Origin of the sequence: Acidovorax sp. FHTAMBA (assembly GCF_038958875.1) — a bacterium.
Classification (GTDB): domain Bacteria; phylum Pseudomonadota; class Gammaproteobacteria; order Burkholderiales; family Burkholderiaceae_C; genus Acidovorax.
Genome location: NZ_CP152407.1, coordinates 2,766,103 through 2,789,787 on the forward strand (window position 1 = coordinate 2,766,103; position 23,685 = coordinate 2,789,787).

Annotated in this window: 19 protein-coding genes and 1 pseudogene; 14 read left to right on the forward strand and 6 right to left on the reverse strand. The window is 59.2% G+C overall.

Annotated elements, in window-relative coordinates:
• Positions 1–639: 639 nt before the first annotated feature.
• The 4 genes from AAFF19_RS13050 (at position 640) to AAFF19_RS13065 (ending at position 3,237) form a co-directional block, all read left to right on the forward strand.
• On the forward strand, positions 640–1,224 hold the full coding sequence (locus tag AAFF19_RS13050) for an HAD domain-containing protein (protein ID WP_182119624.1): 585 nt from the start codon (positions 640–642) through the stop codon (positions 1,222–1,224).
• Positions 1,225–1,774: 550 nt separating this feature from the next.
• Positions 1,775–1,978 (forward strand): hypothetical protein, encoded by a 204-nt coding sequence (locus AAFF19_RS13055; RefSeq protein WP_099741086.1) that lies wholly within the window; start codon positions 1,775–1,777, stop codon positions 1,976–1,978.
• A 189-nt stretch (positions 1,979–2,167) separates the two neighbouring features.
• Positions 2,168–2,584, forward strand: coding sequence for a disulfide bond formation protein B (locus AAFF19_RS13060; protein ID WP_057267842.1), 417 nt, complete (start codon positions 2,168–2,170; stop codon positions 2,582–2,584).
• Positions 2,581–3,237, forward strand: a complete 657-nt coding sequence (locus AAFF19_RS13065) for a thioredoxin domain-containing protein (protein WP_182119623.1) — start codon at positions 2,581–2,583, stop codon at positions 3,235–3,237. Before AAFF19_RS13060 ends, AAFF19_RS13065 begins: the two co-directional genes overlap by 4 nt.
• Before the next feature lie 65 nt (positions 3,238–3,302).
• Here AAFF19_RS13065 and AAFF19_RS13070 read toward each other — a convergent pair whose 3' ends face one another.
• From AAFF19_RS13070 to AAFF19_RS13080, 3 genes are all read right to left on the reverse strand, one after another.
• A complete protein-coding gene (locus AAFF19_RS13070; RefSeq protein WP_182119629.1) occupies positions 3,303–5,696 on the reverse strand; it encodes a heavy metal translocating P-type ATPase in 2,394 nt (797 codons plus the stop codon).
• 270 nt (positions 5,697–5,966) lie between these two features.
• Complete coding sequence (locus tag AAFF19_RS13075; protein WP_182119622.1) at positions 5,967–7,304, reverse strand: heavy metal sensor histidine kinase; 1,338 nt, start codon at positions 7,302–7,304, stop codon at positions 5,967–5,969.
• Positions 7,301–7,987 (reverse strand): heavy metal response regulator transcription factor, encoded by a 687-nt coding sequence (locus AAFF19_RS13080; protein ID WP_121420067.1) that lies wholly within the window; start codon positions 7,985–7,987, stop codon positions 7,301–7,303. Before AAFF19_RS13080 ends, AAFF19_RS13075 begins: the two co-directional genes overlap by 4 nt.
• Positions 7,988–8,143: 156 nt before the next feature.
• Here AAFF19_RS13080 and AAFF19_RS13085 point away from each other — a divergent pair, with 156 nt between their 5' ends.
• The 6 genes from AAFF19_RS13085 to AAFF19_RS13110 all read left to right on the forward strand — a co-directional run bounded on the left by AAFF19_RS13085 (position 8,144) and on the right by AAFF19_RS13110 (position 15,696).
• Positions 8,144–8,482 carry a DUF4148 domain-containing protein gene (locus AAFF19_RS13085; protein WP_121420068.1) on the forward strand — a complete coding sequence of 113 codons (339 nt, stop codon included), beginning with the start codon at positions 8,144–8,146 and terminating at the stop codon, positions 8,480–8,482.
• 74 nt (positions 8,483–8,556) lie between these two features.
• Complete coding sequence (gene czcI / locus AAFF19_RS13090; RefSeq protein WP_342720307.1) at positions 8,557–8,916, forward strand: cation efflux protein, CzcI family; 360 nt, start codon at positions 8,557–8,559, stop codon at positions 8,914–8,916.
• Positions 8,917–9,073: 157 nt separating this feature from the next.
• Entirely contained in the window at positions 9,074–10,429 is a 1,356-nt protein-coding gene (locus AAFF19_RS13095) for a TolC family protein (protein ID WP_182119621.1), read from the forward strand.
• Between the two features lie 2 nt (positions 10,430–10,431).
• The gene (locus tag AAFF19_RS13100; RefSeq protein ID WP_121420071.1) at positions 10,432–12,048 is read left to right on the forward strand and encodes an efflux RND transporter periplasmic adaptor subunit; all 1,617 of its coding nucleotides are present in this window, start codon (positions 10,432–10,434) and stop codon (positions 12,046–12,048) included.
• Positions 12,049–12,063: 15 nt separating this feature from the next.
• Positions 12,064–15,252, forward strand: coding sequence for a CusA/CzcA family heavy metal efflux RND transporter (locus tag AAFF19_RS13105; RefSeq protein ID WP_182119620.1), 3,189 nt, complete (start codon positions 12,064–12,066; stop codon positions 15,250–15,252).
• Positions 15,253–15,315: 63 nt separating this feature from the next.
• Positions 15,316–15,696 (forward strand): hypothetical protein, encoded by a 381-nt coding sequence (locus tag AAFF19_RS13110; protein ID WP_011805112.1) that lies wholly within the window; start codon positions 15,316–15,318, stop codon positions 15,694–15,696.
• A 500-nt stretch (positions 15,697–16,196) separates the two neighbouring features.
• Here AAFF19_RS13110 and cadR read toward each other — a convergent pair whose 3' ends face one another.
• Positions 16,197–16,622, reverse strand: a complete 426-nt coding sequence (gene cadR, locus AAFF19_RS13115; protein WP_041836261.1) for a Cd(II)/Pb(II)-responsive transcriptional regulator — start codon at positions 16,620–16,622, stop codon at positions 16,197–16,199.
• 77 nt (positions 16,623–16,699) lie between these two features.
• Here cadR and AAFF19_RS13120 point away from each other — a divergent pair.
• Together AAFF19_RS13120 and AAFF19_RS13125 are read left to right on the forward strand one after the other, a co-directional pair.
• Positions 16,700–17,355 (forward strand): annotated as a pseudogene (locus tag AAFF19_RS13120) (cation transporter).
• The gene (locus AAFF19_RS13125; RefSeq protein ID WP_182119619.1) at positions 17,339–17,710 is read left to right on the forward strand and encodes a DUF3703 domain-containing protein; all 372 of its coding nucleotides are present in this window, start codon (positions 17,339–17,341) and stop codon (positions 17,708–17,710) included. The pseudogene AAFF19_RS13120 and the gene AAFF19_RS13125 overlap by 17 nt, the downstream one beginning before the upstream one ends.
• Positions 17,711–18,087: 377 nt before the next feature.
• Here AAFF19_RS13125 and AAFF19_RS13130 read toward each other — a convergent pair whose 3' ends face one another.
• The gene (locus tag AAFF19_RS13130) at positions 18,088–19,236 is read right to left on the reverse strand and encodes a site-specific integrase (RefSeq protein WP_342720308.1); all 1,149 of its coding nucleotides are present in this window, start codon (positions 19,234–19,236) and stop codon (positions 18,088–18,090) included.
• A gap of 57 nt (positions 19,237–19,293) precedes the next feature.
• Positions 19,294–20,616 carry an ISL3 family transposase gene (locus AAFF19_RS13135; protein WP_342720309.1) on the reverse strand — a complete coding sequence of 441 codons (1,323 nt, stop codon included), beginning with the start codon at positions 20,614–20,616 and terminating at the stop codon, positions 19,294–19,296.
• A gap of 260 nt (positions 20,617–20,876) precedes the next feature.
• Here AAFF19_RS13135 and AAFF19_RS13140 point away from each other — a divergent pair, with 260 nt between their 5' ends.
• Positions 20,877–21,932 (forward strand): DNA-binding protein, encoded by a 1,056-nt coding sequence (locus AAFF19_RS13140; RefSeq protein WP_182119618.1) that lies wholly within the window; start codon positions 20,877–20,879, stop codon positions 21,930–21,932.
• Positions 21,933–22,103: 171 nt separating this feature from the next.
• Positions 22,104–23,654, forward strand: a complete 1,551-nt coding sequence (locus AAFF19_RS13145; RefSeq protein WP_182119617.1) for a hypothetical protein — start codon at positions 22,104–22,106, stop codon at positions 23,652–23,654.
• Positions 23,655–23,685: the final 31 nt, after the last annotated feature.

The following is a 23,685-nucleotide window of genomic DNA, read 5'->3' on the forward strand; positions in this document are numbered from 1 at the left end:
CCTATGTTGGTTCGCATAATTGGTGGCGTGCCAGGCAAGCTGGTATGGGTCATGGTCGGAATGCTGGTGGCAGCGTTCGTGGTCTGGAAGCTGCGGCATTGGTGGCTCATGCACCATCCAGAGCAGGACATTCGCATCAAGTACAGCCGAAGACTGGCTGAGCGTCTGAGGCTACGCAGGGTGGCGCAGCGCACAACTCGGACACGCAGAAACGCGCGAAAGCGCGCACACGATCGCGGGCATCAAGAATGACGACGCCGCTACGCCATTGTTAACGGGACTGATCGATAACTCGTGGACACGAATTCTGCCCTCACCGCCCTAGAAGACCATATCGCTATTCTCACTATGCTTGTGCGGCGCATGGTTGATGAGTCTGGCGACCCAACTGGTTTCGACGCACAGGCCTGGCTTGATCACTGGCTCGTGGGGGTGGTCCCGGCATTGGGTGATCGGAGGCCTCTCGATGTGCTAAATGAGCCCGGTGGCCTGGAGGTTCTGAGAAGCTTGCTCTTGCAGGCCCAGTACGGCGCGTTTTCGTAGGTGTACGAAGGGTGTTGGTAAGTTCTGAGTCCGATCTGGACCTGCCTTCATCCCCGCTGGGCAAATTGCCACCAAACAGAATCCCGACATACGGTTATGTCCACTAACCAGAATTCCCCTTATCTCCCCGCGTCCACTCCACGCAGCGCGGACGTCGTTCTGTACCTGGACCTCGATGGTGTTGTCCACCATGAGAAGGTGCTCTGGCATCCCCGCAAAGGCATCCACATGAGTCCGTATGAGGCTGCAGGACATTCCTTGTTCGAATGGATCTCTGTCCTGGAGTCGGTGCTTGAACCCTACCCAGCCGTTGCCTTGGTACTGAGCAGCACCTGGTGCATCCGTCCCGGATACCGCGCAACCCTCAAACGCCTTCCTGTCTCCTTGCGTGCTCGATTTATTGGTGGGACGTACCACAGGCGTGTGCATGGCGTGGATCCCTGGAACCTTTCCATGTTCCGCACCACCCCCCGGGGCGTGCAAGTTCAAGAGGACGCTCAGCGCAGAAAACCCCGGCAGTGGATAGCTCTTGATGACGATCTGGAGGATTGGCCTGACTCTTGTTGGCAAAACCTGGTCGCATGCGATGGAACAACGGGCTTGTCAGACACCGGAGTCCAACAGGAGCTGGGGGAGAAGTTGCGCTGCTGCTTTTCGGCTCTGTCCGACAACCACTTGTAGTTTCTATAAACAATCAGCTGACGAGGGACGGGCGGCGAGAGCAGACACTTTGCAGCCCGTGGTAATTGGCATACTGCTGACTGCTACTCTGTTTATGTGCTGACACTGGGCTTTGCCCACATTGATGTTGGCGCCGATGAATCTTGACAGTGTCATGTGTATCTCCTTGGGTTTGAATGCACGTGACCCGGAAACTGCACCAACGCCTAGCCAGCCGACGGGTCACGTGTGACAGTTTGCTGACCGTATGCCGACAGCTTGCGCACCGCAGGATTACAAGTTTGTTATGTTGTCGCGCCTGGCTGTGTGATCGATTCGACACTGCCGGGCATGGCATCGGCCGGCGCTCCAAAGTGGTCGTTCCGCCTGGGATGCCACTACAATTTTCCGGATGCACTCCCGCACCCGACTGCTTGTTTTCCTCTTGGTACTGTTGCCGCTGCAACTGTGCTGGGCGGCAGTGGGCGCGTACTGCAAAGATGAAGGACCGGGCTCCTTGCCTCCTGTGGCAATGCATTGCTGCGAGCACGCACAGCTGCGGGACGGAGCAATGGATGAATCCACCCGAGCTGGCGATGCAGCGCCCAGCGTGGACTGTGGTTCCTGCCATCTGCAGGGCACCGAAGCCTTTCAGGCGCAACGCGATCTACTGCCGGCCTTTCCCCTGGGGCGCTTTTACACCGACACGCGCGGGTGGCCGTCTTCAGAGTCCGTCAGTCGCCCCGAACGCCCGCAGTGGCCCGCCCTGGCCTGACCAGGGCATCGGTCACCACCGTCTCCGATCCCCGCCAAGCGTGCCAGCACAGCGTGTGCTGGCCTCATTAGCATGCCTTCGGGATCTTTCCATGTCCTCCACTGTCGGGTCGAATGGCTCTGGAATCTACACACGCAGTTGTGCCTTGATCGGTGCCTCCTGCCAGAACCGTTGTTCAAGGAGGCGTCGATGAGCCGGCCCTCGGTGCTGCTCCTGATCGCCTGGCTGCTGGCTGTGTCCGCCACCGGCAGTGCGTTGTTCATCGGCGAAGTCATGGGCATGGCTCCTTGCGTCTTGTGCTGGTACCAGCGCATTGCCATGTTCCCGCTGGCCTTGCTTCTTGGAATGGCCTTTTACAGCGACGACCGCCGGGGCGCTGTCTATGCCTTGCCTCTGGCGCTGGCGGGTGCGGTCGTGGCTGGTTACCACAGCCTCTTGGCGGCAGGCCTGGTGCCCAAGGCTTGGGTCCCCTGCGGCGCCGGCGTGTCATGCGCCGATCAGAAGCTCGACATCCTCTACGGCATTGAGTTGCCCTGGCTTTCACTGGCGGCGTTCATTGCCATCGCCGTCTCGCTCTCCCTCTATCTGCGAAAAACAGACAAATGAAACACCGAAAACTCATCATCTTCCTCGTGCTGGGCATGGCCTTTGTGGCCTTCCTTGTCGGCGTGAATCTGTACCAGAGCCGCGTGCAAAGTGCACAGGAGCTGCAGGTGGCAGGACAAGCTGAACGCCTGGTCCGCATGCATTCACCCGTGATCGGGCCCCGTGAGGCACCCGTGACCATCGTCGAGTTCTTCGATCCCGCCTGCGAGACCTGCCGCGCCTTTTATCCGGTGGTGAAGGAACTGATGCAGCAGTACCCCACCGAAGTGCGGCTGGTCATCCGCTACGCGCCTTTCCACCAAGGCTCGGAGCAGGTGGTCAAGCTACTGGAATCGGCCCGGCGGCAGGACAAGTACCTGGCCGTGCTGGAGTCGGTGCTGGCCGCACAGCCGCAGTGGGCGGACCATGGAACCCCCAACCTGGAGTTGGCCTACAAGGCGGCTGAACAGGCGGGGCTGGACATGCAACGGGCGCGGGCGGACATCGCAGCCCCTGCATTGGACGCCGTGGTGCTACAGGACGTGCAGGACCTGACCGCCCTCAAGGTCGAGAAGACGCCGACCTTCTTTGTCAACGGGCGCCCGCTGCCCAGTTTTGGCCACAAACAGCTGGCTGACCTAGTGGCGCAAGAGGTCTCCAAAACCAAGAAATGAAAGCGGGACATTCAAGTAAGCGCTCCGCAAGCCCACCGGTGGACTTGGCGCGCGCTGACCAACGCTCAGTGGGAATGCGCATGCTCCTTGGTTTCTGAGCGGCTTGGCTTGGCGGCTGGCTCCACCCGTGTACCGCGAAGCAGACGCAGTCCGTTGGCTACCACCAGCAAGCTCGCTCCCATGTCCGCGAAGACCGCCATCCACATGGTGGCCGTGCCAACGACCGCCATCACCAGGAAGACGCTCTTGATGCCCAGCGCCAGGGTGATGTTCTGCCAGAGAATGGCGTGGGTGCGCTTGGATAGACGCACTGTCTCGGCGACGCGCTGCAGGTCATCGTTCATGATGACCACATCGGCTGCTTCCATGGCCGTGTCGGTTCCCGCCGCACCCATGGCAAAACCTATGTCGGCCTGCGCTAGCGCCGGCGCATCGTTGATGCCGTCGCCGGTCATGCCGGTGGCGCCATAGCGCTTTTGCATTTCCTTGATGGCATCGAGTTTGGCTTCGGGCAGCAGATCGCCACGGGCATCGTCAATGCCGGCCTGGGCAGCGATGGCCTTTGCCGTGGCAGTGTTGTCACCCGTCAGCATCACCGACGTCACTCCCAGCGCCTTGAGGTCGACGATGGCCTGCTTCGACGTCTCGCGAATGGTGTCCGCTACCGCAAACAGCGCCAGGACGCGCGATTCGTCCGCCAGGAGGGTGACCGTGCGGCCTTGTTTTTCATGGGTGGCCAGCTCCGCCTCCAGCTCCGGACCGCACAGTCCTAGCTCATGTATCAGTCGGTGATTGCCCAGCATCAAGCGCACACCATTGACCATGCCTTCGACGCCGCGCCCAGGCAAGGCCTTGAAGCTTTCTGCTTCTGGACCCTTTACATCCAAGCCCTGGACAATCGCCTTGGAAACCGGGTGGTCGGAACGAGCCGCCAGGCTGGCAGCCATCTGCTGGACTGCTGCCTCGTCACCGGCACCCCACACCTGCCACTTCACCAGCTTGGGTTTGCCTTCGGTGATGGTGCCGGTCTTGTCCAGCGCCACCGCCTTCAGAAGCCGGGCATCTTCCAAGTAGGTTCCGCCCTTGATCAAGATCCCACGGCGCGCTCCCGCGGCCAATCCGCTGACCACCGTGACCGGCGTGGAAATGACCAGAGCGCATGGGCAGGCGATCACCAGCAGAACCAGGGCCTTGTAGAGCGCCTCCAGCCAGGTAAGTCCCATCAGGAAAGGAGTGAGGACCGCCACCGCCACGGCAATGGCGAAGACTGCGGGGGTGTAGATGGAGGCGAACCGATCGACAAAGCGCTGCGTCGGAGCGCGCGTGCCCTGCGCTTGCTCAACGGCTTGGATGATCCTGGCCAGGGTGGTGTTGCTCGACAAGGCTGTGACCTCGAACTCCAGCTCACCAGTCTCGTTGATCGTGCCGGCAAACACCTGGTCGCCAGGTGCCTTGTCCACGGGGATGCTCTCGCCAGTCACGGGGGCCTGGTTGATGGCGCCATTGCCCTTGGTCACCTTACCGTCCAGCGGCACGCGTTCGCCCGGCTTGATGCGCACGGTCGCTCCAATGGCCACCGAAGCCACCGGTGTAGCGGTCCATGCTCCGTTGGTGCCCAGTACCAAAGCCTCTTCGGGCGCCAGTTCCAGCAAGCCCTTGATAGCGTTTCGGGCCCGGTCCACTGCCTTGGCTTCGATGAGCTCCGCAATCGCGTACAGAGCCATCACCATCGCGGCTTCTGGCCACTGACCAATGAGGAATGCGCCGGTGACGGCCACCGACATCAGCGCATTGATGTTCAGCTTGCCGCGCAGCAGCGCCGCAAGGCCTTTTTTGTAGGTGTCGATGCCGGCCAGCCAGATAGCCAGAGCGGCAATCGCCATGCCGCCCACTTTCCAGGCCATCTGGTCGGGCGCGAAGAACGAAAGTACCTCAGCCCCTGTGGCGAACACCAGCGCGGCCACCAAACGGGAGATGCCGCCTGCAAAACCATGCCCATGGTCGTCGCCTTCGGCGGATCCAGCCGCGTGTCCGCCCTCAGTTTCGCCGACGCCTGCAACTGGTTGCGGATCGAAGCCCGCATTGCGGATGGCGTCGAGTGCCAACGGGTAGGTGCCTTCCTCTGCATCGATCTTCAGCGTCCGCGCGCCCAGCTGAAAACCCAGAGAGCGGATCCCATCCAGAGGCTCCAGCGCCCGACGAATCTCCGCCTCCTCGGCGCTACAGTCCATGGTCGCAATGCGAAACACCCGGCCTTGGCTACCCTGGGTGTTTGCCGCAGTGACCACGGGCTGTGGATCGAAACCCGCCTTGCGGATGGCATCGAGCGCAAGGGGCAAGGCGCGATCCTCCGCATCGATCTTCAGCGTGCGCGCGCTGAGCTGGAAGCCCAGAGAGCGGATACCCTGTACAGGCTCCAAAGCCCGCCGTATCTCAGCCTCTTCGGCACTGCAGTCCATGGTGGCGATCCTGAACAGCTTAGCTTGGTTCGGGTTGCTTGGTGAAGGATGCGAAGTTGGGACACTCGAACAGCCCGAGGAGCAGCAGTTGTCAACAACGCCTGGAGAGGTACTGGTTTCTGATTTCATAGCCTGATTGGAAACCTTGAAGTGACTTTAAAGTCAAGCGGCAATCAAAATACGGCTGCTTCTTCCTGCGAAAATCGGATCCTTGAACGTGCCGCGCTCAGTAGCAGTGTCACAGGCGGTCTAAGTCTGTCGAATTCGCCATCAGTTAGGACGGATTTCGATTCCCACACTCGTCACCCCGTTTTCTGACGATGCGAATGGCTTGCCCTGATGCATGCGTGCAATACCGCCTACTATGGCCAACCCGAGGCCATGGTTGCTCTGCCCATGGCTGCGAGCAGGATCTGCGCGGAAAAATCGGTCAAACAGCTGCGGAAGTATCTCGGGATCGATCGTGCTGCCGTAGTTGGTGACACTGATCAGCACACGACCCTCATCGGTGGTTCTGAGGTTGATCTGGACGATTGAGCCAGAGCTCGCGTATCGAGTGGCGTTGCCGAGCAAGTTCGACAGGGCCCGGCGCAGCAACGGCACGTCGAAGGCGCCATGCGCATCACCAACCACTTTAGCTGTGAGAGCTGCCTCGGACAGCGCGGCCTCGTGGTAGTCCAGTACGTCAGCAGCCACTGATGCAAGGCTCGCCACGGGCGCGCGGCGCGCTCCCACACCCCGATCCGCCTGGGACAGGAACAGCATGTCATTGACGATGCCGGTCAGGCGGTGCAACTCCTCCAAGTTGGACGCCAGCACCTCGCGCATATCCGCCCGCTCAGGGCGCAGCAAAGCCAATTCATTGTTGGCAATGAGCGTGGCCAAAGGCGTGCACAACTCATGCGCCACGTCCGCATTGAAGCCCTCCATTTGTAAATACGCCTTCTCAATGCGCGCCAGAAGCGCGTTGAACTGGTCGATCAGAGGCACGAGCTCAAGGGGCTGCTCGGCGCTGTCGAGACGTTGATGTAGATTGTCAGCCGACACTGCGCGCGTCTGACTGGCCAGTCTTCGGACGGGCGCCAGGCCCAAGTTGACCAGGGAGAATCCGCCCAGCGATACAACGATGGCCCCACCGATGGCTGCGACCAGCAAGGTAAGAGCAAGTCGGTGCAACAACTGGTGGTCGGTTCGGATGTCCAGCGACAGCTGAACGCGCAACTTCTCTGAGGGAGTCTGGTCCGCAGTCTGTGCTACTTCGAACTGCCGTTGGCGCCATACCGTCTTGGCACTCTGGTTGCGGGCGTGGGCGTAGATAACAATCCCGTCCGCCTGCGCGACTTCGAGCGACAGATCTCCGTGCCCAACAACGAAGTCATCGAGTTTGTGCGCAAGGTCTTCCGAATCCCCATGCCCCTTGCCATCCTGCAGCAAGTGCCGAATGACGATTTCTTTTTGTGCCAGCGTTTCCTCTTGCCGATCACGAAAATTGAACTCGGTCACCAGATAAACCATCAGACAGACCACCCCGAGTCCGGCAAAGCTCTGCAGCGCCAGCCACCACGACAACCGCTGGCGCAATGAGCGATGTTGGGCCAACGCCTTCATCCGTTGCGGTCCTCCATGACATATCCCATGCCGCGAATGGTGTGGAGCAGCGTAGTGTCAAACGGCACATCGATCTTGGTACGGAGGCGCCGGATCGCGACCTCCACCACGCTGGTATCGCTGTCGAAGTTCATATCCCACACCTGCTCAGCGATCTCAGTGCGAGAAAGCACTTCCCCTTTTCTTCTCAGAAACAGAGTCAGGAGCAGAAATTCCTTGGCAGTCAACTCCAAACGCTGACCACGCCGGGACGCTTTGCGCCGTACAAGGTCCAATTCAAGGTCCGCCAAACGCAGTTGCGTGGGCTCTGCGGCATCCCTCGCACCATGGGTCCGCCGGAGCAGCACCTGAATGCGGGCGCTCAGTTCGGAAAACGCAAAGGGCTTGACCAGATAGTCGTCGGCACCCGTCTTGAGTCCCAATACCCGATCCTCGACGCTGACCCTTGCTGTCAACATCAAGACCGGCGTCTGCTTGGTCTTGCGAAAGGCTGTTAAAAGGCTGAAGCCGTCGATCCCTGGAAGCATCGCGTCCAAGACCAGCAGATCGTGCACGCCTTCCAGAGCCATGTGAAGGCCATCCACCCCGTTGTGTGCAACGTCCACCACGTAGCCGGCCTCTCCCAGGCCCTTGCGCAGATACTCGGCCAGCTTGACTTCGTCTTCGATGAGCAAAATTTTCATGCTGCCATTCTCGAAGAATCCGGCCTGTTCGTAGTTTACGACTTTGTTATCTGGCTGTTGGCGCCTTGTCGCACTCGGTTTTTTAAAGTATCCCTGTGTCGAAAGGCATAGTCCCGGCAGATCGCCGAGGGCTGATTTAAATCAAGGGACAACACCATGACCGTTCGCAAACCCCTCACGCTCACTTTGATTGCCTTCGCTATCGCGGCTCCAGGATTGGCATCTGCCTCGTCGCTGTACCATCCCGCCGACGGCGAAGTGGGCATGACCACCCATCCCGACCACATGCAGAGCACAATGTCCCGTGGCGATGTGCTTCAGGCTGTCGAAGTAGCGCGCCGGGATGGCACGCTGGCGACCCTTTCACGCGGGGGGGCGTTGCCTGTCAAAGCAACGGGCGCAACGAAGACCCGTGAGCAAGTTCAACAGGAATTTCTCAACATGTCTGCAGCTGAAAAGAAGGCTCTTCAGGACCTGAACGGCGGCGCTCGCTGATTTCTAAACCCAGCGCTCCGCAGCGGCCATCCACGCCCGAGCGCGCCCTTCATGACGCATGCTAGACTTCAAAAATGCGCCGCTTGATCGCCGTTCTTATGCTTGCATTGCTTCCGTTCCAGTTCAGCTGGTCTGCGGTGGCTGCTTATTGCATGCATGAGAGCTCAACCTCGCAGTCGCAGCATTTGGGGCATCACGAACACAAGCATGAAGCCAAAGGCGGGAATGGTCAGGCCGAAAAGTCCAGCCAGGGTGCAGTTGCATTTGATGTTGACTGTTCAGTTTGCCATGGCGCGGGTATCGGGGCCTTGAGCTGGTCAGATGCAAAGCCAGCCTTTTCCCATGACAGCCGTGTGGAGTCTTCCCCAGGCCAGCGCCTGCTGGCTGTAACGCCCACGCCCCCTGACCGACCTCAGTGGTCCGTCCTCGCCTGATCGGCGGGGGCATCTCACTTTTCTTTTTCAGTCTTGTCCGCCATCGCGGCGGAAGCAGTTGCGTGTGTTGCAGCTGAAGTGACTGACGAGTTGCCAGGCAGCTGCACGGTTGCCAGTCCGCCGATTCCCTCGTGTTTTGAAATCACTGGAGAATCGGATGTTCAAGGGTATTTACCTTCAAGAGATGCCGCACGCATGGCGCGGCGGTAGAAAGATCAAGCTCGCGGCAGGCGCCGCAGCTATATGGCTGAGCGCCTCGGGCGGTGCCTTTTCCCAGGGCCTACCACCAGGGCCAGCCGTTGGCGAACGAGCACCTCAGTCAGCTGCAGCGGCCGCAGCTGAGCCTTTGTCCCTGGCCAAGGCCATCGAGCTAGCCCTGGAGGGAAATCCGGAGGTGGCTGCGGCAAAGCGCCAATGGGAGGCAACCGAAGGACAGGTTCTTCAAGGACGCTCGCGCCCCAATCCAGAGCTCGCGTACTCGCTGGAAGACACACGCTCCAAAACACGTACGCAAAGCTGGCAACTCAATCTTCCCGTGGAACTGGGTGGAAAGCGTGCGGCACGCACTAAGGCGGCCGAAAAATCGCGCGAGCAAGCACAGGCCCAACTCGCCGAGCTGCAAGCCACCGTGCGGGCCAATGTCGCTGCCGCTTACTTTGATGTTCTGACTGCGCAGGAACGATTGGTACTGGCCAGAGACAGCGCAGCGCTGGCCAAATCTTCAACGGATACCGTCTCAAAGCGTGTAGCCGCTGGCAAAGTATCCCCAGTGGAAGAGTCCAAGGCCCGGGTTGCCGAAGCCGGCGTTCGCGTCGAACTCGCCCAGGCCGCAAGCGAACAACGCAATGCACTGTCTCGCCTTTTCGCGCTGTTGGGACGGATCGATGCGCCTTACACCGTCCTGGAGGGCAAGGCCGAGAACCTGCCCTCGGTCCCGAGCCTCGTCGATCTCCAGCCCCTGATTTCTTCTTCGCCAGGCGTGGTACTTGCGCGAATCGAGGTGGATCGGCGCAAGGCCTTGACCGACCTGGAACAAAGCAAACGCGTCCCCGATGTCACCGTCAGCGTCGGCATGCAGCGCAGCAACGAGACGCAGCGCAACGTCCTTCTTTTCGGGGTCTCTTTGCCTCTTCCCGTCTTCGACCGCAACCAAGGCAACCTCCTGGAGGCGCTGAAACTTGAGGACAAGGCCCGCGATGAGCTGCAAGCAGCCACCGTGCGCCTGCACAGCGAAGTGGCGCAGGCACGAGAGCGCCTTTCCACGATCACCGCAGAGGTTCAGTCACTGCAGCAGGAAGTTCTGCCCGGTGCGAAGTCGGCCTATGACGCCGCCACCATTGGGTTCGAGAACGGTAAGTTCAATTTCCTGGAAGTGCTCGATGCCCAACGCACTTACTTCACAGCCAAATCCCAGTACCTCAAAGCCCTTGGCGAAGCACACCGTGCAGCGGCTGATATCGACCGCCTGCTCGGGGCCAGCATGGTTCCCGGCCTGATCGCAACGCAACACTGAGCATGACCATGAACACGAACTCCAGCAAATCCACCATCAGTAAAAAACACCTGATCGCCATTGCAGTAGTCCTCGCAATAGGGGTCGGCGCGGGAACCTTCATCTTGCAAGGTGGCGGCAAGCCCAAAGCCGCAGCCACCGAGGACGATGGCCACGGTCACGGCGGCCATACCGAGGCCAAGGGACACGGCGACGGCGAGCACCATGGCAAGGGTAGCGAAAAGGGCCACGACGATGACAAGGGGCATGCCGATGGTGAACACCATGAAAAGAGCGAAGCCAAGGGACCACATGGCGGTACCGTGTTCAAGGAAGGCGACTTCAGCTTGGAAGCATTGTTGTCTGAAGACGGTGGCGAGCCTCGACTGCGAATCTGGCTGTCCGACAAAGATAAACCGCTGCCCCTGAATGCTGCAACGGTCACGGCAACTGTGACCCGCCCGACAGATGAAAAGCAGAAACTGACGTTTGCCGCTGAAAAAGACAGTCTTGTCAGCCGAGAGATCGTTGCTGAACCCCATGCGTTCGACATCGAGATCATTGCGCAGACTGCCACAGAGCCTTTCATGTTCGTGATGAGCAAGGAAGAAGGAAAGATCGAACTGACCGATGCCCAGATAAAGGCTGCATCCATCAGCCTGGACGCTGCTGTGAAAGCCAACATCAAGACGGCGTTGCTCCTTCCCGGGGAGATACGCTTGAACGAAGATCGCACGTCTCACGTTGTTCCCCGGCTTGCGGGAGTCGTGGAAAGCGTCAATGCCAGCTTGGGCCAAGTGGTCAAGAAAGGGCAAGTTTTGGCGGTGATCGCGAGCCCGACTGCTTCCGAGCAACGCAGCGAGCTGCAGACGGCCCAAAAGCGCTTAACGCTGGCAAAGACCACCTACGAGCGAGAAAAAAAGCTGTGGGAGCAGAAGGTGTCTGCCGAGCAGGACTACCTGCAGGCCAAGCAGGCCTTGAGCGAAGCAGAGGTCGCAGTAGCCAACGCCAATCAGAAACTGAGCGCGATGGGCCTGTCCGCCTCGTCGGTAGCAGGACTGAACCGTATCGAGTTGCGAGCGCCCTTTGATGGCATTGTCATCGAGAAGCACCTTAGTCTCGGCGAAGCCGTGAAGGAAGATGCTGCGGTTTTCACCATCTCGGACCTTTCTCAGGTATGGGCTGAGATCAACGTTCCGGCGAAGGATCTGCCATCGGTGCGCGTGGGCGAAAAGGTCACGATCAAGGCCACCGCCTTTGACGCCTCCGCTACAGGCACTGTCGCTTTTGTAGGAGCGCTCATTGGCGAGCAAACCCGAACGGCAAAAGCCCGTGTGGTTCTTGACAACCCCAAGGGCGCTTGGCGCCCCGGCCTGTTTGTCAATATTGAAGTGGTGTCCGAAGAAACGGCAGCGCCTGTAACCATCTCGGCCGACGCCGTCCAAAACGTCGGGGAAAAGCCGGTGGTCTTCCTCAAGGTTGATGGAGGCTTTATCGCTCAACCCGTGAAGTTGGGCCGAAGCGATGGCAAGCGGGTCGAAGTCCTCTCGGGTCTCAAAGCCGGTATGCCCTACGCCTCGACCGGCAGCTTCGTCGTGAAGTCTGAACTCGGCAAGGGATCTGCCGAACACACGCACTGATCGCGGAGCGCATACATGTTTGAAAAACTCATTCGATTCTCGATCGAGCAGCGATGGTTGGTGCTTCTAGCGGCCCTGGGCATGGCGGCGCTTGGCGTCTTCAGCTACCAAAAGCTGCCTATCGATGCGGTCCCTGACATCACGAACGTCCAGGTTCAGATCAACACCCAGGCCGCAGGCTACTCGCCTTTGGAGACTGAGCAGCGGGTTACATACCCCATTGAGACGGTCATGGCTGGCCTGCCAAACCTGGAGCAGACCAGGTCGCTTTCGCGGTACGGTCTGTCGCAGGTGACCGTCATTTTTAAAGACGGAACCGACATCTATTTTGCTCGGCAGCTCGTCAACGAGCGTATCCAGGAGGCGCGCGACAAGCTGCCTGCCGGCATCACGCCAGCGCTGGGGCCCATCTCGACCGGGCTGGGCGAAATCTATCTCTGGACTGTCGAAACCAAGGACGGGGCGAAGAAGCCCGATGGCTCACCCTATACCGCAACAGACCTGCGCGAGATTCAGGACTGGATCATCAAGCCACAGCTGCGAAATGTTCCTGGCGTGACCGAGATCAATTCCATTGGCGGCTTTGCCAAGGAATACCAGATCGCGCCAATCCCTGAACGCCTGGCTTCTCTGGGCGTGACACTGCAGGATGTGGTCACTGCGCTGGACCGCAACAACGGCAATGTGGGCGCGGGCTATATCGAAAAGCGTGGCGAGCAGTATCTGATTCGTGCACCTGGTCAGGTGAAGTCGCTTGAAGACATCGGTAACGTGATCCTCAGCAGCGCCAACGGTGTTCCTGTGCGCGTTCGCGACGTGGCAGAAGTTGGCATTGGCCGGGAACTGCGCACAGGTGCTGCAACAGACAACGGACGCGAAGTGGTCCTCGGCACGGTGTTCATGCTGATCGGCGAGAACAGCCGGACTGTCTCGCAGGCGGTGGACAAGAAGATGTTGGAAGTCAACAAGAGCCTCCCAGAGGGGGTACACGCGGTGACAGTCTACGACCGTACCGTGCTTGTTGACAAAGCCATCAGTACGGTGAGGAAGAACCTGCTGGAAGGCGCGGTTCTGGTGATCGTGATCCTGTTCCTCTTCCTGGGCAACATTAGGGCCGCAATCATTACCGCGATGGTCATCCCCTTGTCGATGCTCTTCACGTTCACCGGGATGGTTCACTACAAGGTGAGTGCCAACCTGATGAGCCTGGGAGCCCTGGACTTCGGCATCATCATCGACGGTGCTGTCGTGATCGTGGAGAACTGCGTGCGGCGACTTGCCCACGCACAAGCGCACCACGGTCGGCCACTGACGCGGGCCGAGCGCTTCCATGAGGTGTTTTTGGCATCCCAGGAGTCACGCCGCCCATTGCTGTTCGGACAGCTCATCATCATGGTTGTGTATCTGCCGATCTTCGCGCTCACGGGCGTCGAAGGAAAGATGTTTCACCCGATGGCATTCACGGTGGTCGCCGCACTGCTGGGCGCGATGATTCTGTCGGTGACATTCATCCCGGCAGCGGTGGCCCTTTTCATCGGCAATCGGGTCAGCGAGAAGGAGAATTTTCTCCTTGGCTACGCCAAACGCCTCTATGCCCCGCTGCTTGATCGCGTGATGGGTGCCAAAACGCTGGTTCTCACCATTGCCGCTGTTGCAGTAGTCCTGTGCGGGTTGATCGCGACCCGCATGGGCAGCGAGTTTGTGCCCAATCTAAATGAAGGCGACTTTGCGATCCAGGCGCTGCGCATCCCAGGTACCAGCCTTTCCCAGTCAGTCCAAATGCAGCAGCAGATTGAAAGGACCTTGAAAGAGAAATTCCCCGAGATCGAGCGCATTTTCGCCAGAACCGGTACTGCGGAGATTGCCTCGGACCCCATGCCGCCGAACATTTCGGACGGGTACATCATGCTCAAGCCCGTGGACGAATGGCCTGAGCCGCGCAAGACCCGAGACGAGTTGCTTGCCGCAATTCAGGAAGTCCTGGGCAAAATTCCTGGCAACAACTACGAGTTCTCCCAGCCCATTCAGTTGCGCTTCAACGAGCTGATTTCGGGTGTGCGAAGCGACGTGGCGGTAAAGATTTTCGGTGACGACATGGACGTGTTGAACAAGTCCGCCGAAGAGGTCTCCGCAATGCTGCAGAAGATCCAGGGGTCATCCGAGGTGAAGGTCGAGCAAACAACAGGCCTTCCGATGCTCACGGTGAACATCGACCGCCAGAAGGCTGCACGCTATGGCCTTAACGTCGCCGACATCCAAGACACCGTGGCCACCGCCATCGGTGGTCGCGAGGCGGGCACCATGTTCGAGGGAGACCGCCGGTTTGACATCCTGGTTCGCTTGCCTGAGACCCTGCGTAACGACCTGGAAGGGATGAAACGGCTCCCTATTCCGCTGCCGCGTTCTGCCAGTGGCACGGAGGCCAAGACGAACTTCATCCCCTTGGGCGAGGTCGCGACTTTCGAACTTGCACCCGGCCCCAACCAGGTGAGCCGCGAAAACGGCAAGCGGCGCATCGTCGTAAGCACCAACGTGCGCGGGCGCGATGTGGGTTCCTTTGTGGCAGAGGCCGAGCAAGGCCTGGCCCAGATCAAGATTCCTACCGGCTACTGGACGAGCTGGGGTGGAACCTTCGAGAACCTGCAATCGGCCACGAAGCGCCTGCAGATCGTTGTGCCTGTGTCTCTGCTGCTGGTTTTCGTGCTGCTGTTCGCAATGTTCGGCAATGCCAAGGACGGTTTGCTGGTATTCACAGGCATCCCGTTCGCTTTGACGGGGGGCATTCTGGCGCTTTGGCTTCGGGATATCCCGATGTCCATCTCCGCGGCCGTTGGCTTCATCGCGCTCTCTGGGGTGGCAGTGCTCAACGGGCTGGTGATGATTTCCTATATCCGCAGCTTGAGGGAGGGCGGCGTTGGACTTGACGAAGCGATCCGGGATGGTGCGTTGACCCGGTTGCGCCCCGTGCTGATGACTGCCCTGGTGGCCTCGCTGGGCTTCATTCCCATGGCCATTGCGACGGGCACCGGCGCTGAAGTCCAGCGTCCCCTGGCCACCGTAGTGATCGGCGGAATTCTTTCTTCTACGCTGCTCACGCTTCTCGTGCTGCCGATTCTTTACCGTCTGGCCCACCGGCCCGACGAGGAAGATGAGGACGTGTCTGCTGAGCCCTCGCATCCCCCGGACGTGTCCGCTCCCGTGTAGTTGAAACGGTCCCGCTCGCTGATCGCGGGACCTTCCCTTTTCTCCAACCCCAAAGGAAATGTCATGAAACTCTCCCAACTCATTCTCGCAGTGGCGATGTCGGCCTGCGGCACGGCGTTCGCTGCTGACAACCATGGTCACGACATCAAACCGATGCACGGTGGTGCTGTCGCCGAAGCCAAGGAGGTCGAGTACGAACTCGTCGCCAGCGCCGACAAGCTGCAGCTCTATATGCGCGATCATGGAAAGCCAGTTGCCGTGGCGGGAATGACCGCCAAGGTCACGCTGCTGGCAGGCAGCGAGAAACAGGATGTCCAGCTCCAAGCCGGTGACGGCAAGCTGGAAGCCACGGGCAGCTTCAAAGTCCCCGCCGGTACCAAAGCCGTCGTCGCTGTCTCGAAGGCCGGCAAGTCGGTTGCCTCTGTTCGTTTCACGCTGAAGTAATACGAAGCCTGGCTGGGGGGATCGCCCTCGCGACGCCCCAGTGTTGATCCACTTTCGGCAGTCCGTTCACGTCAAAGCAACTGACTACATAGCGGCGAGTTCGGTCAGCCCATCGGCAATATGCCTTTGCTGAAGGCAAAAAGGAGCGATCCATGTCAATGCAGGCGGCACAGGTCGCGCCTTTTGCCAAACTGTTCTGGATTTGGATCGGCTTGTTGACCTCCGTGTTTGTGTTTTGGAGGCTGCGGCGTATCTGGCTCAAACGCCATCCGCCAATGGACATAAAAATCAAGTACAGCCGACGCTTGGCCAAGAGACTAAGGGATCGACAGGCAATGCGGTTGACATGCCGAAAAACACCGAAATCGCGGCATCGCCAGATGTAGTCGAAGGAGGCAGACCGTGGGGTAAAAGTGCCGGAGTCGCTGACGAACCTTCAGCCGCTACTCAACAGCCTCAACAGAAAATGCGTATGTGCTTCGGCCCCGTAAAAACTACCGTCAGCGTGGATGGCAGACGCACGACTCCTCGTGTGCAGCGGACACAAGTTCGTCAAGAATCCCACAGTGCTGAGCCTCTCCACTGCCCGAGCAGCGTGAGCGTAGCTGCAGCAACTGCTTTTCTAGCGCCCGCATGCTCTTGAGCCTGGCGCGTACGCGAGCCAGTTGATCGTCCACAAGAACGTCCACATCGCCGCAGTGCGTGTCGGGCTTGTCCACAAAACCCAGCAGTCGATTCACATCTGCTAATGGCATGTCCAGGGCACGGCAGTGGCGGATGAAAGATAGGCGCTGCACGTGCTCCGCTTCATAACTTCGGTAGCCGTTGTCACGCCGCGGGGGTTCGGGCAGCAGCCCCTGCTTTTCGTAGTAACGGATGGTTTCAATATCCACGCCCGTCGCAAGGGCCAAGTCTTTGATCTGCATATAACGCTCGCTGCAAGGTAGGTCTTGACACTGTAGCGGCTCCAGGGTTTTCAATACAAGCATTGAAAAGAAAATCTATGTCCGCTCATTGCTGCGACCACAATGCCCCCAAGCCAGAGACCATCGTCAATCTACCCCGGTACCGCAAGATCCTATGGGTTGCGCTACTCGTCAATACCGCTATGTTTCTCATTGAGATCGGCGCGGGTGTTCAGGCGGGCTCTCTATCGTTGTTAGCCGACGCGGTGGACTTTGCCGGCGATGCTCTCAACTATGCCGTCTCGCTCGCCGTGCTGGCATCGGCGCTGGCCTGGCGCGCTCGCGCCGCTATGGCCAAGGCAGTGAGCATGATGGGTTTTGGCCTCTACGTGTTGGGCGCGGCGGTGTGGTCTGTATGGCACGGTGGAGCGCGCAGGCCATGACCATGGGCATGGTTGCGTTGCTGGCGCTGCTGGCCAACGTGGTTGTGGCGTGGATGCTTTATGCCTTTCGCGAGGGCGACGCCAACATGCGCAGCGTGTGGCTGTGCTCGCGCAACGATGCAATTGGCAACGTGGCGGTCTTTATGGCGGCGCTGGGCGTATTCGGCACCAGATCGGCTTGGCCCGACCTGGCGGTGGCAAGCCTGATGGCGGCGCTGGCGTTGCATGGCGGCTGGACGGTGATGCGACACGCTCGAGTTGAGCTAGGTAAAAGCAAAGCGCAAGGAGATCAACATGCCCACGTCAGTTGAGTCATCGGGCGACAGCCGATTTGACGGCGCCGCGTTCGCCAAGTTGGTTCAGGGCGCGAAAGCTGCATCCTCCGCAGAGCAGGCCTGGCCTTACCTGGAGGCGGCCCACGTCGTGGGGCAACTGCACCTCAAATCTCACCTGCAGACCCACGCAGAGATGTGTAACTTAGCAGTGCGAACTCGAGATTGGCCAGAGGTGGCAGGGCAGTTGCTCAGGCTGGCGTTGGTGCCACTGGGCCACCTAAGCGGCCGCCTCCCGATAGGCAACCCTGGGCGGGCTACGGTGAGCGCGTTCGAGCCCTTGCCTGTGCGCCCCGAGTTGGCTGAGTTGATAACCAAAGCTCGCAATCAGTAAACCCCCGGTCGGCGAATTTCTTAGTCGGTGTCACGCTATCGAGGATAGAACGAATGAGCTGCAGTCGGATCCAGCCCCCATCACTAAAAATGGCTTCAAGCCACCGACTCGATTGCATGCGCCTCTGGCTGTAAATAACCGACAGTGTGGCATCGGAGCCAATCGCGTCGCCGATATCGATCTCAGGTGAGAGAGTGCGTATCGTGGTTGTTCAAGTGATCGTCATACGCCTAAGCCATTCCTGGCATTCGCAACGTCACCAGCGCTTGGCGGATAGAGTTGCGCATCATGTTTTTCCACACCTGCACCAATTTTCGACTAAGTTTTTCTTTGAGGCGCCTCGTACTACGGATGGCGCTGCACCATAGGTTCGTCCGTCAAACTGACCAGCCCAGCTTGTGTGCGTTGCTGGTCTGATCATGGCGCGTGTCATCTTCCGTGTGCAAATAAATACTGGTGGTGGCGATGTTTGCGTGCCCCAGGTTGTCGCGCACGGCCTTGAGGTCCATATTGTCGCTTTGGTGAGTGCCTGCCGTATGGCGCATCCAGTGGGCGGAGGCCTGTTCCACATGGGCCGCTGCTGCCTCGTGGTCAGTGCCTAGGTTTCGCAGGCGCGCTGCCGTTTTACGGAAAATGTCCTTAATCAATTCGTGCACGCCACTGCGTCCCATGGGGCGACATCCACCAATAAGGGGCAACAGCAGTGGGAGCGTATCTCCCTCTCGTGGTAGTAGGGCCAAGTTGCGTGCATTCCTGTAACGCATCAACTCTGACACTAACTCATCGGTCGCCGGAATCGCCCGCGTTTTGTCCCCTTTTCCTCGTATCTCCAGCCACCAGCGTTCATGCCCGTCTGCTCCGCGACGCCAGTAAAAATCTCCCATCGAGTTGTTGCAGACCTCAGAAATCCGCAGGCCACCGATGTAGAGGAGCGAGAAGAGCCACCGATATCGGGCCGCTTGGAGAGCGAGGCGAGGCGTGCCAGTGGGAAGGGACTCAATCGTTGCGCGTACTTGCGCCCAGTGCTCGTGTGGCAGGAACCTGCTGGTCTTGGCCGGTCGCGCCACAGATTTGCGGCGGCGCAGAGCTAAGGGGTTGCCCGCCAGATACCCGGCTTGAACCAGCCAGTTGAAGAGGCTGTTGAGGATCGAGAGTGCCTGGCGCTGGCTTTGCCGGTCCAGTGGCTTGGCGAACGGACGCCAGTGGGGCGAAGACCTCGGCGCCTTCTGCGCGACCTGCATGACCCATCGATCAACCGGTTGGGGATCTTCCAGAAAGGACTCGTAGACCAGGAAATCCTCGTGGGTCAGATCGGACAGGGCCTTTCCATACTGGTGTACGCACCAAAGCAGCAGTCTTTCCGCCTCCTTTCGATAGCTGGCCAGCGTGGCCGGTGAATCCTTGTAGCGCGCCAGCCAAGCCAAAACTGCAGAGCGGTCGTCATTGGCCGCGACCTGGGGCAGGCCCTGGGCCCGATTTCGGCCACGCTCTCCGGAAAGATGAACGGGTAGCACCAAGCCGTCCAAGGGCTCAAGATGCGCCAAAACTGGGCTCTATGCCGTTTTGTGTGGAACTTGACAACCTCAAAGACACCGATGCACCCATCCATCAGCCTGCGGCAATGCTGGTTGCAGCGGATTGAGCGGCAAATGCTCGAGCCTGGACATGCGCAAATACGCGATGGCAATGAAGTGGCTGGCGGTTCTGAAGCCCCTGGCAGCTCGCTTGGCCTGCTGCAGCAAGCCGTTCATGGCCTCCACATAGGCGTTGCTGCGACTGTCCAGCATCCCGCGCACGACCGCGTCGAATCGTTCGCTCAAGGTCTTGGCCAGTTTGCGGAACGGCTCCAGGCGGCTGCGCCGCGCCCAGCTCAGCCAGCCCTTCAATTCCTTGCTGGCATGCTCCCTGTCGTTGCCCGCCGCTGCACTGGCGTAGACCGCGCGCAGTGCCATCTTCAGGCGCCACGCCCGCGCACTCTTGAGCGTGCAGCGCTGAAGCCAGTGCATCGCGCTGGTTTGCCTGGCGCTCCAGTCCCCGGGATTGCGGCGCATACCCCAGGCCAAACTCTTGAGCAGCTTGCGGTCGTTGTCGCCCAAGGCCTCCTTGATCGCCTGGGGCTGGGTGCTCATCTCTTGGCGCCGCACCCCATCCATCGCCTCGTTGGCCATGGCAATCACATGGAAGCGGTCGTAACTGATCTGGGCATTGGGCAAGGCCAGTGCTACGCCCTTGGCGTAGGCCGCACTCATGTCCTGGCAGACATGTTCGATCTGGGCTGGATCGCCTGCGTGTGCCTTGAGGTCGGCAGCGAAGTCCACCACGCTTTGGTGATCACGCCCCTCGCAAGCAAACAACAGTCGCTTGGCATCGAGGTCGTGCACCACGGTGATGTAGTTCTGTCCCTTGCGCAGGCTGGTCTCGTCGATCCCCACCGTGCGCACCGTGCTCATGTCGTCCAGGGCGCGGGCCTGATTGACGTAGTACTCGATACGCCGCCACAGCGCCTTGTCCGCACAGCGCAGCAGTGCAGCCGCCTGGCGCACCGGCAGCGTCTGGCACAGAGACAAGGCCAGAGCTTCAAACAAGGCAGTAAAGCCGCTGCCTTCGCGTGCCCAGGGCACCTCCATCTGCGTCGTCTTGCCGCAGGCCGTGCAGGCAATGCGCGGTACCTGGGCGTGCAGCCAGGCCTCGTACTGAAAGAAGTCCAGGTGCCGCCATTGGCGCTTGAGCCGGTCATGCACGCCTTGCCCTGCAGCCTGGCAATGGGGGCACGTCAGGCGATTGGCCTTGCAGGTGAGCTCGAAGTCGATGCGCCGACGTGCGGTGTCCAGTTCCACTTTCTCAACGCTCCACGGCTCCTGCAAACCCAGTGCGCTGGTGAACAGCGCCTCAATGCCAACACCCATCTTGCAATCCTCCTCAGCAAAAAGCACCGCCCGGTGGATTTGTGGACAACTCGGATTGCCGAGTTGCCCACAAGCCCCACCGGGCTCCACTACGATGGATTCTCGCTGTCAAATTCCACACGAAACGACGAGGAACCCAAAACTGTCGGGGCGACGGTCAAACTGCTCATGGGCCAAATTCTATGGACATTAGAGTAATTATGTCCAGAGATTGAAAATTAATTCAATGATTTATACGTTATACGTTGTATTATTTAAGAATGAGCGAAGAATCCGAAATCCAAGCCGAAGTTGAAGCCCTGCGGGAGCGTTTCAGCGATACGAAAGCGTTGTACCGCGAGGTTTGCGCGTTGCTGTTCTTCCGATACGGCATCACGCCCACAGCCAGCAAGCTCTATCAGCATGTGCGCAAGGGCTCCATGAGCGCCCCGGCCGAAGCGCTGGCCAAGTTCTGGGAGGATCTGCGCGGCAAGGCCCGGGTGGAGATCGATCACCCCGACTTACCGGAGGCGCTTAAAGAGGCCGCAGGCCAGGCGGTCAGCGTGCTGTGGACCCAGGCAACGGAGTTGGCACGCGGGGAGCTTGCGGTCCTGCGCGTCGAGGCACACGCAGAAGCCCAGAGTGCTCAGGCAGACCTGAAGGAGGCTCTGCAGCGAAGCGCCGTCCTGGAGACCCAGATACAGACCGCACAGACCAAAGTCACCGAACTGGAGACCCGAGCTCAGGCCCTTGCTGCAGAGCTTGAGCAGGAACGGCGTGCGCACGCTGCGAGCACAGCGAGAGGTGAGGCGCTGTCCAGGCAGGTGGATGAGCTGAAGCTGGAGCAATCGAAGAGCAGGCAGCATTTCAGCGCCGAGTTGGAAAAAGGACGTGCAGCTATTGATGAAGCCGCCCAGCGATCTACCGAAGCGGAGCACCGGGCGCTTCGGGAAATTGACCGAGAGCGAACCGCGCGTGCCCAGGCGGAAAAGCAATTGGAGCAATTGCGAGGCAAGCTGACAGAGACCGAACGCGACTGTCACGCCAAACTACTCGAAGCCAATGCTGCACAGAGCAGGTTGGCGGCAGAAGCAGCCGGTGCTCGCGCCTCCTTGGCCGAAATTACCAGGGCGCACCAGGCGCAATCGGCCGAGCTACAGCAAGCTCTTCAGGCAGTTGCACAGCACAAGGCCGAAGCTGGCACCTTGCGTGAACTGGTGGAGCAGTTCAGACCGACGCAGAAATCTTCTCGAAAAAGCGTGGTGGTGAAGCACCAGAAGTCAAGTGAGCAGGCCTCTGGCGAGTCAAGGGTGACGCGTCGATACAAGAAGGAATAAATGACGATTCTTTAATAACCAAAAGGCTTATGAGTCAAAACTGGCCGTATCCTGGCTTGCCCTCCGCTCGCAAGAAAAAACCGATGGACGGCCATTGATTGCTTGCACGTCGGCCGTCAGTCGGCGAAAACGCTCCACACAGTATCTGCTATACAAACTAGCGACGATCCAATGGCACGCGACGACTTCACGAAACCGACCAAGAATCAGGCTTACCAGCGGGCGGCAGGTCGTTGCTCCAATCCCGATTGCCGCGCCACCACCTCCGCGCCAGTGGGCGAAGTTGACTTCTCCAATGTGGGGGTCGGCGCGCATATTCATGCGGCATCGCCTGGGGGGCCGCGTTATCTCGCTGCAATGACCGCAGAGGACCGGCGCGGCTTTGGCAACATCATCTGGCTATGCCAGACCTGCTCGACGATCATCGACCGAGATCCGGACTCGTACCCTGCAGAAACGCTCAAAGCATGGAAAACATCGGCTGAGGCAAGGGCTCTGATGGAGCAAGGCAAGCGGCTTCCCGATGAAAAGGATATCTATCGCATGGCGGCCATGGCCATGGGCACCCGAACGCCTGGGTTTTATCCAGAAGCCATAGGCAACGTGCACAAAGCCTTGGTCGATCAATTGGAAGCGGTGGATCCAAGGTTCACTGTTTCAACGGCGTACTCGGGTGGCAACACAACGATTACCGTGGGCGCGAAAGAGACCGTGTCTTTCTCCATCAAGATTGGACAGGAATCGGCTGATGTCTGGCGCAAGGGCCTTCAGGCGTCCATTGACGAGGGCCGTGAAGCGACGCTACCACTCGATGGGGTCGTGTTTGAAGGATCAAAAATCTTCGACGTGCTGCATAAGGATGCCAACTTGGCATCGATAACAATCATCCCTGCGGCGCGTCCAGCGGTGTTAAAGATACTGGCGCCCCAGAGTAACCCTCCGATTTTTGAGATTATCACTGGCAAAATAACTACTGGGCGTAAGCAAATCAGATTTTCAGGCGCTGGATGCGGTGGACTTCTCGACGTAGAAATAAATTTCACGCCAATCGGTGAGGATGGTATTCAGTCTGCCTCGACACTGACAACCAATCTCAAAGTGTGGCAGGGAAAGGACGCGGCAAACCCTCCGTACTTGGACACACTCATCAATTTGTTCGAAACAATTTTTGACGCGTGCGCCCCTATTTCTTTCACCATGGAAGTCGATGGAAACCAAGTTTCAGCGGGGAATTTCCATACACCTAAGCATATAGAGGAGATGGAGGAAATGCTTGGATTCGCTCACTACGTAAGGCGAGCGAGAAACGTGCTTAGATACCTGCGTCAGAGTGCACAGATTGATATTTTTGCGATTATTCCCGCGAGTGATTATCGGGCCCTGGCGCGAGTCAGCGATATCATTGAGGGCAAGCTTTCCTACCAGCGCTCACAAGTCACAGCACCGCCGGAGATGACTGTCGGCTGTACTGGTGAGGAGGAAAAAAACCTGATGGAAACTGTACGCAGAGGTAGCTTTTCCGTCCTCAAGCAGACAGAGCCCGCATCGTTGGTCACCATCTATGGGAAAAAATACGAAGTACCCCCGACTACCAGCTATTACTCGCCAGTGAGACTGCATATCCTGAGTAAGAAGAAGAAAAAGGAGATCGTTGACTTCCGACTACGTATCGAAATGGCGGATAATTTTACAAGCCAAACGTTTTTCGATGTTCAGCAATGAACAACTTCCCAATAGGTATGTGGGCAGGAAA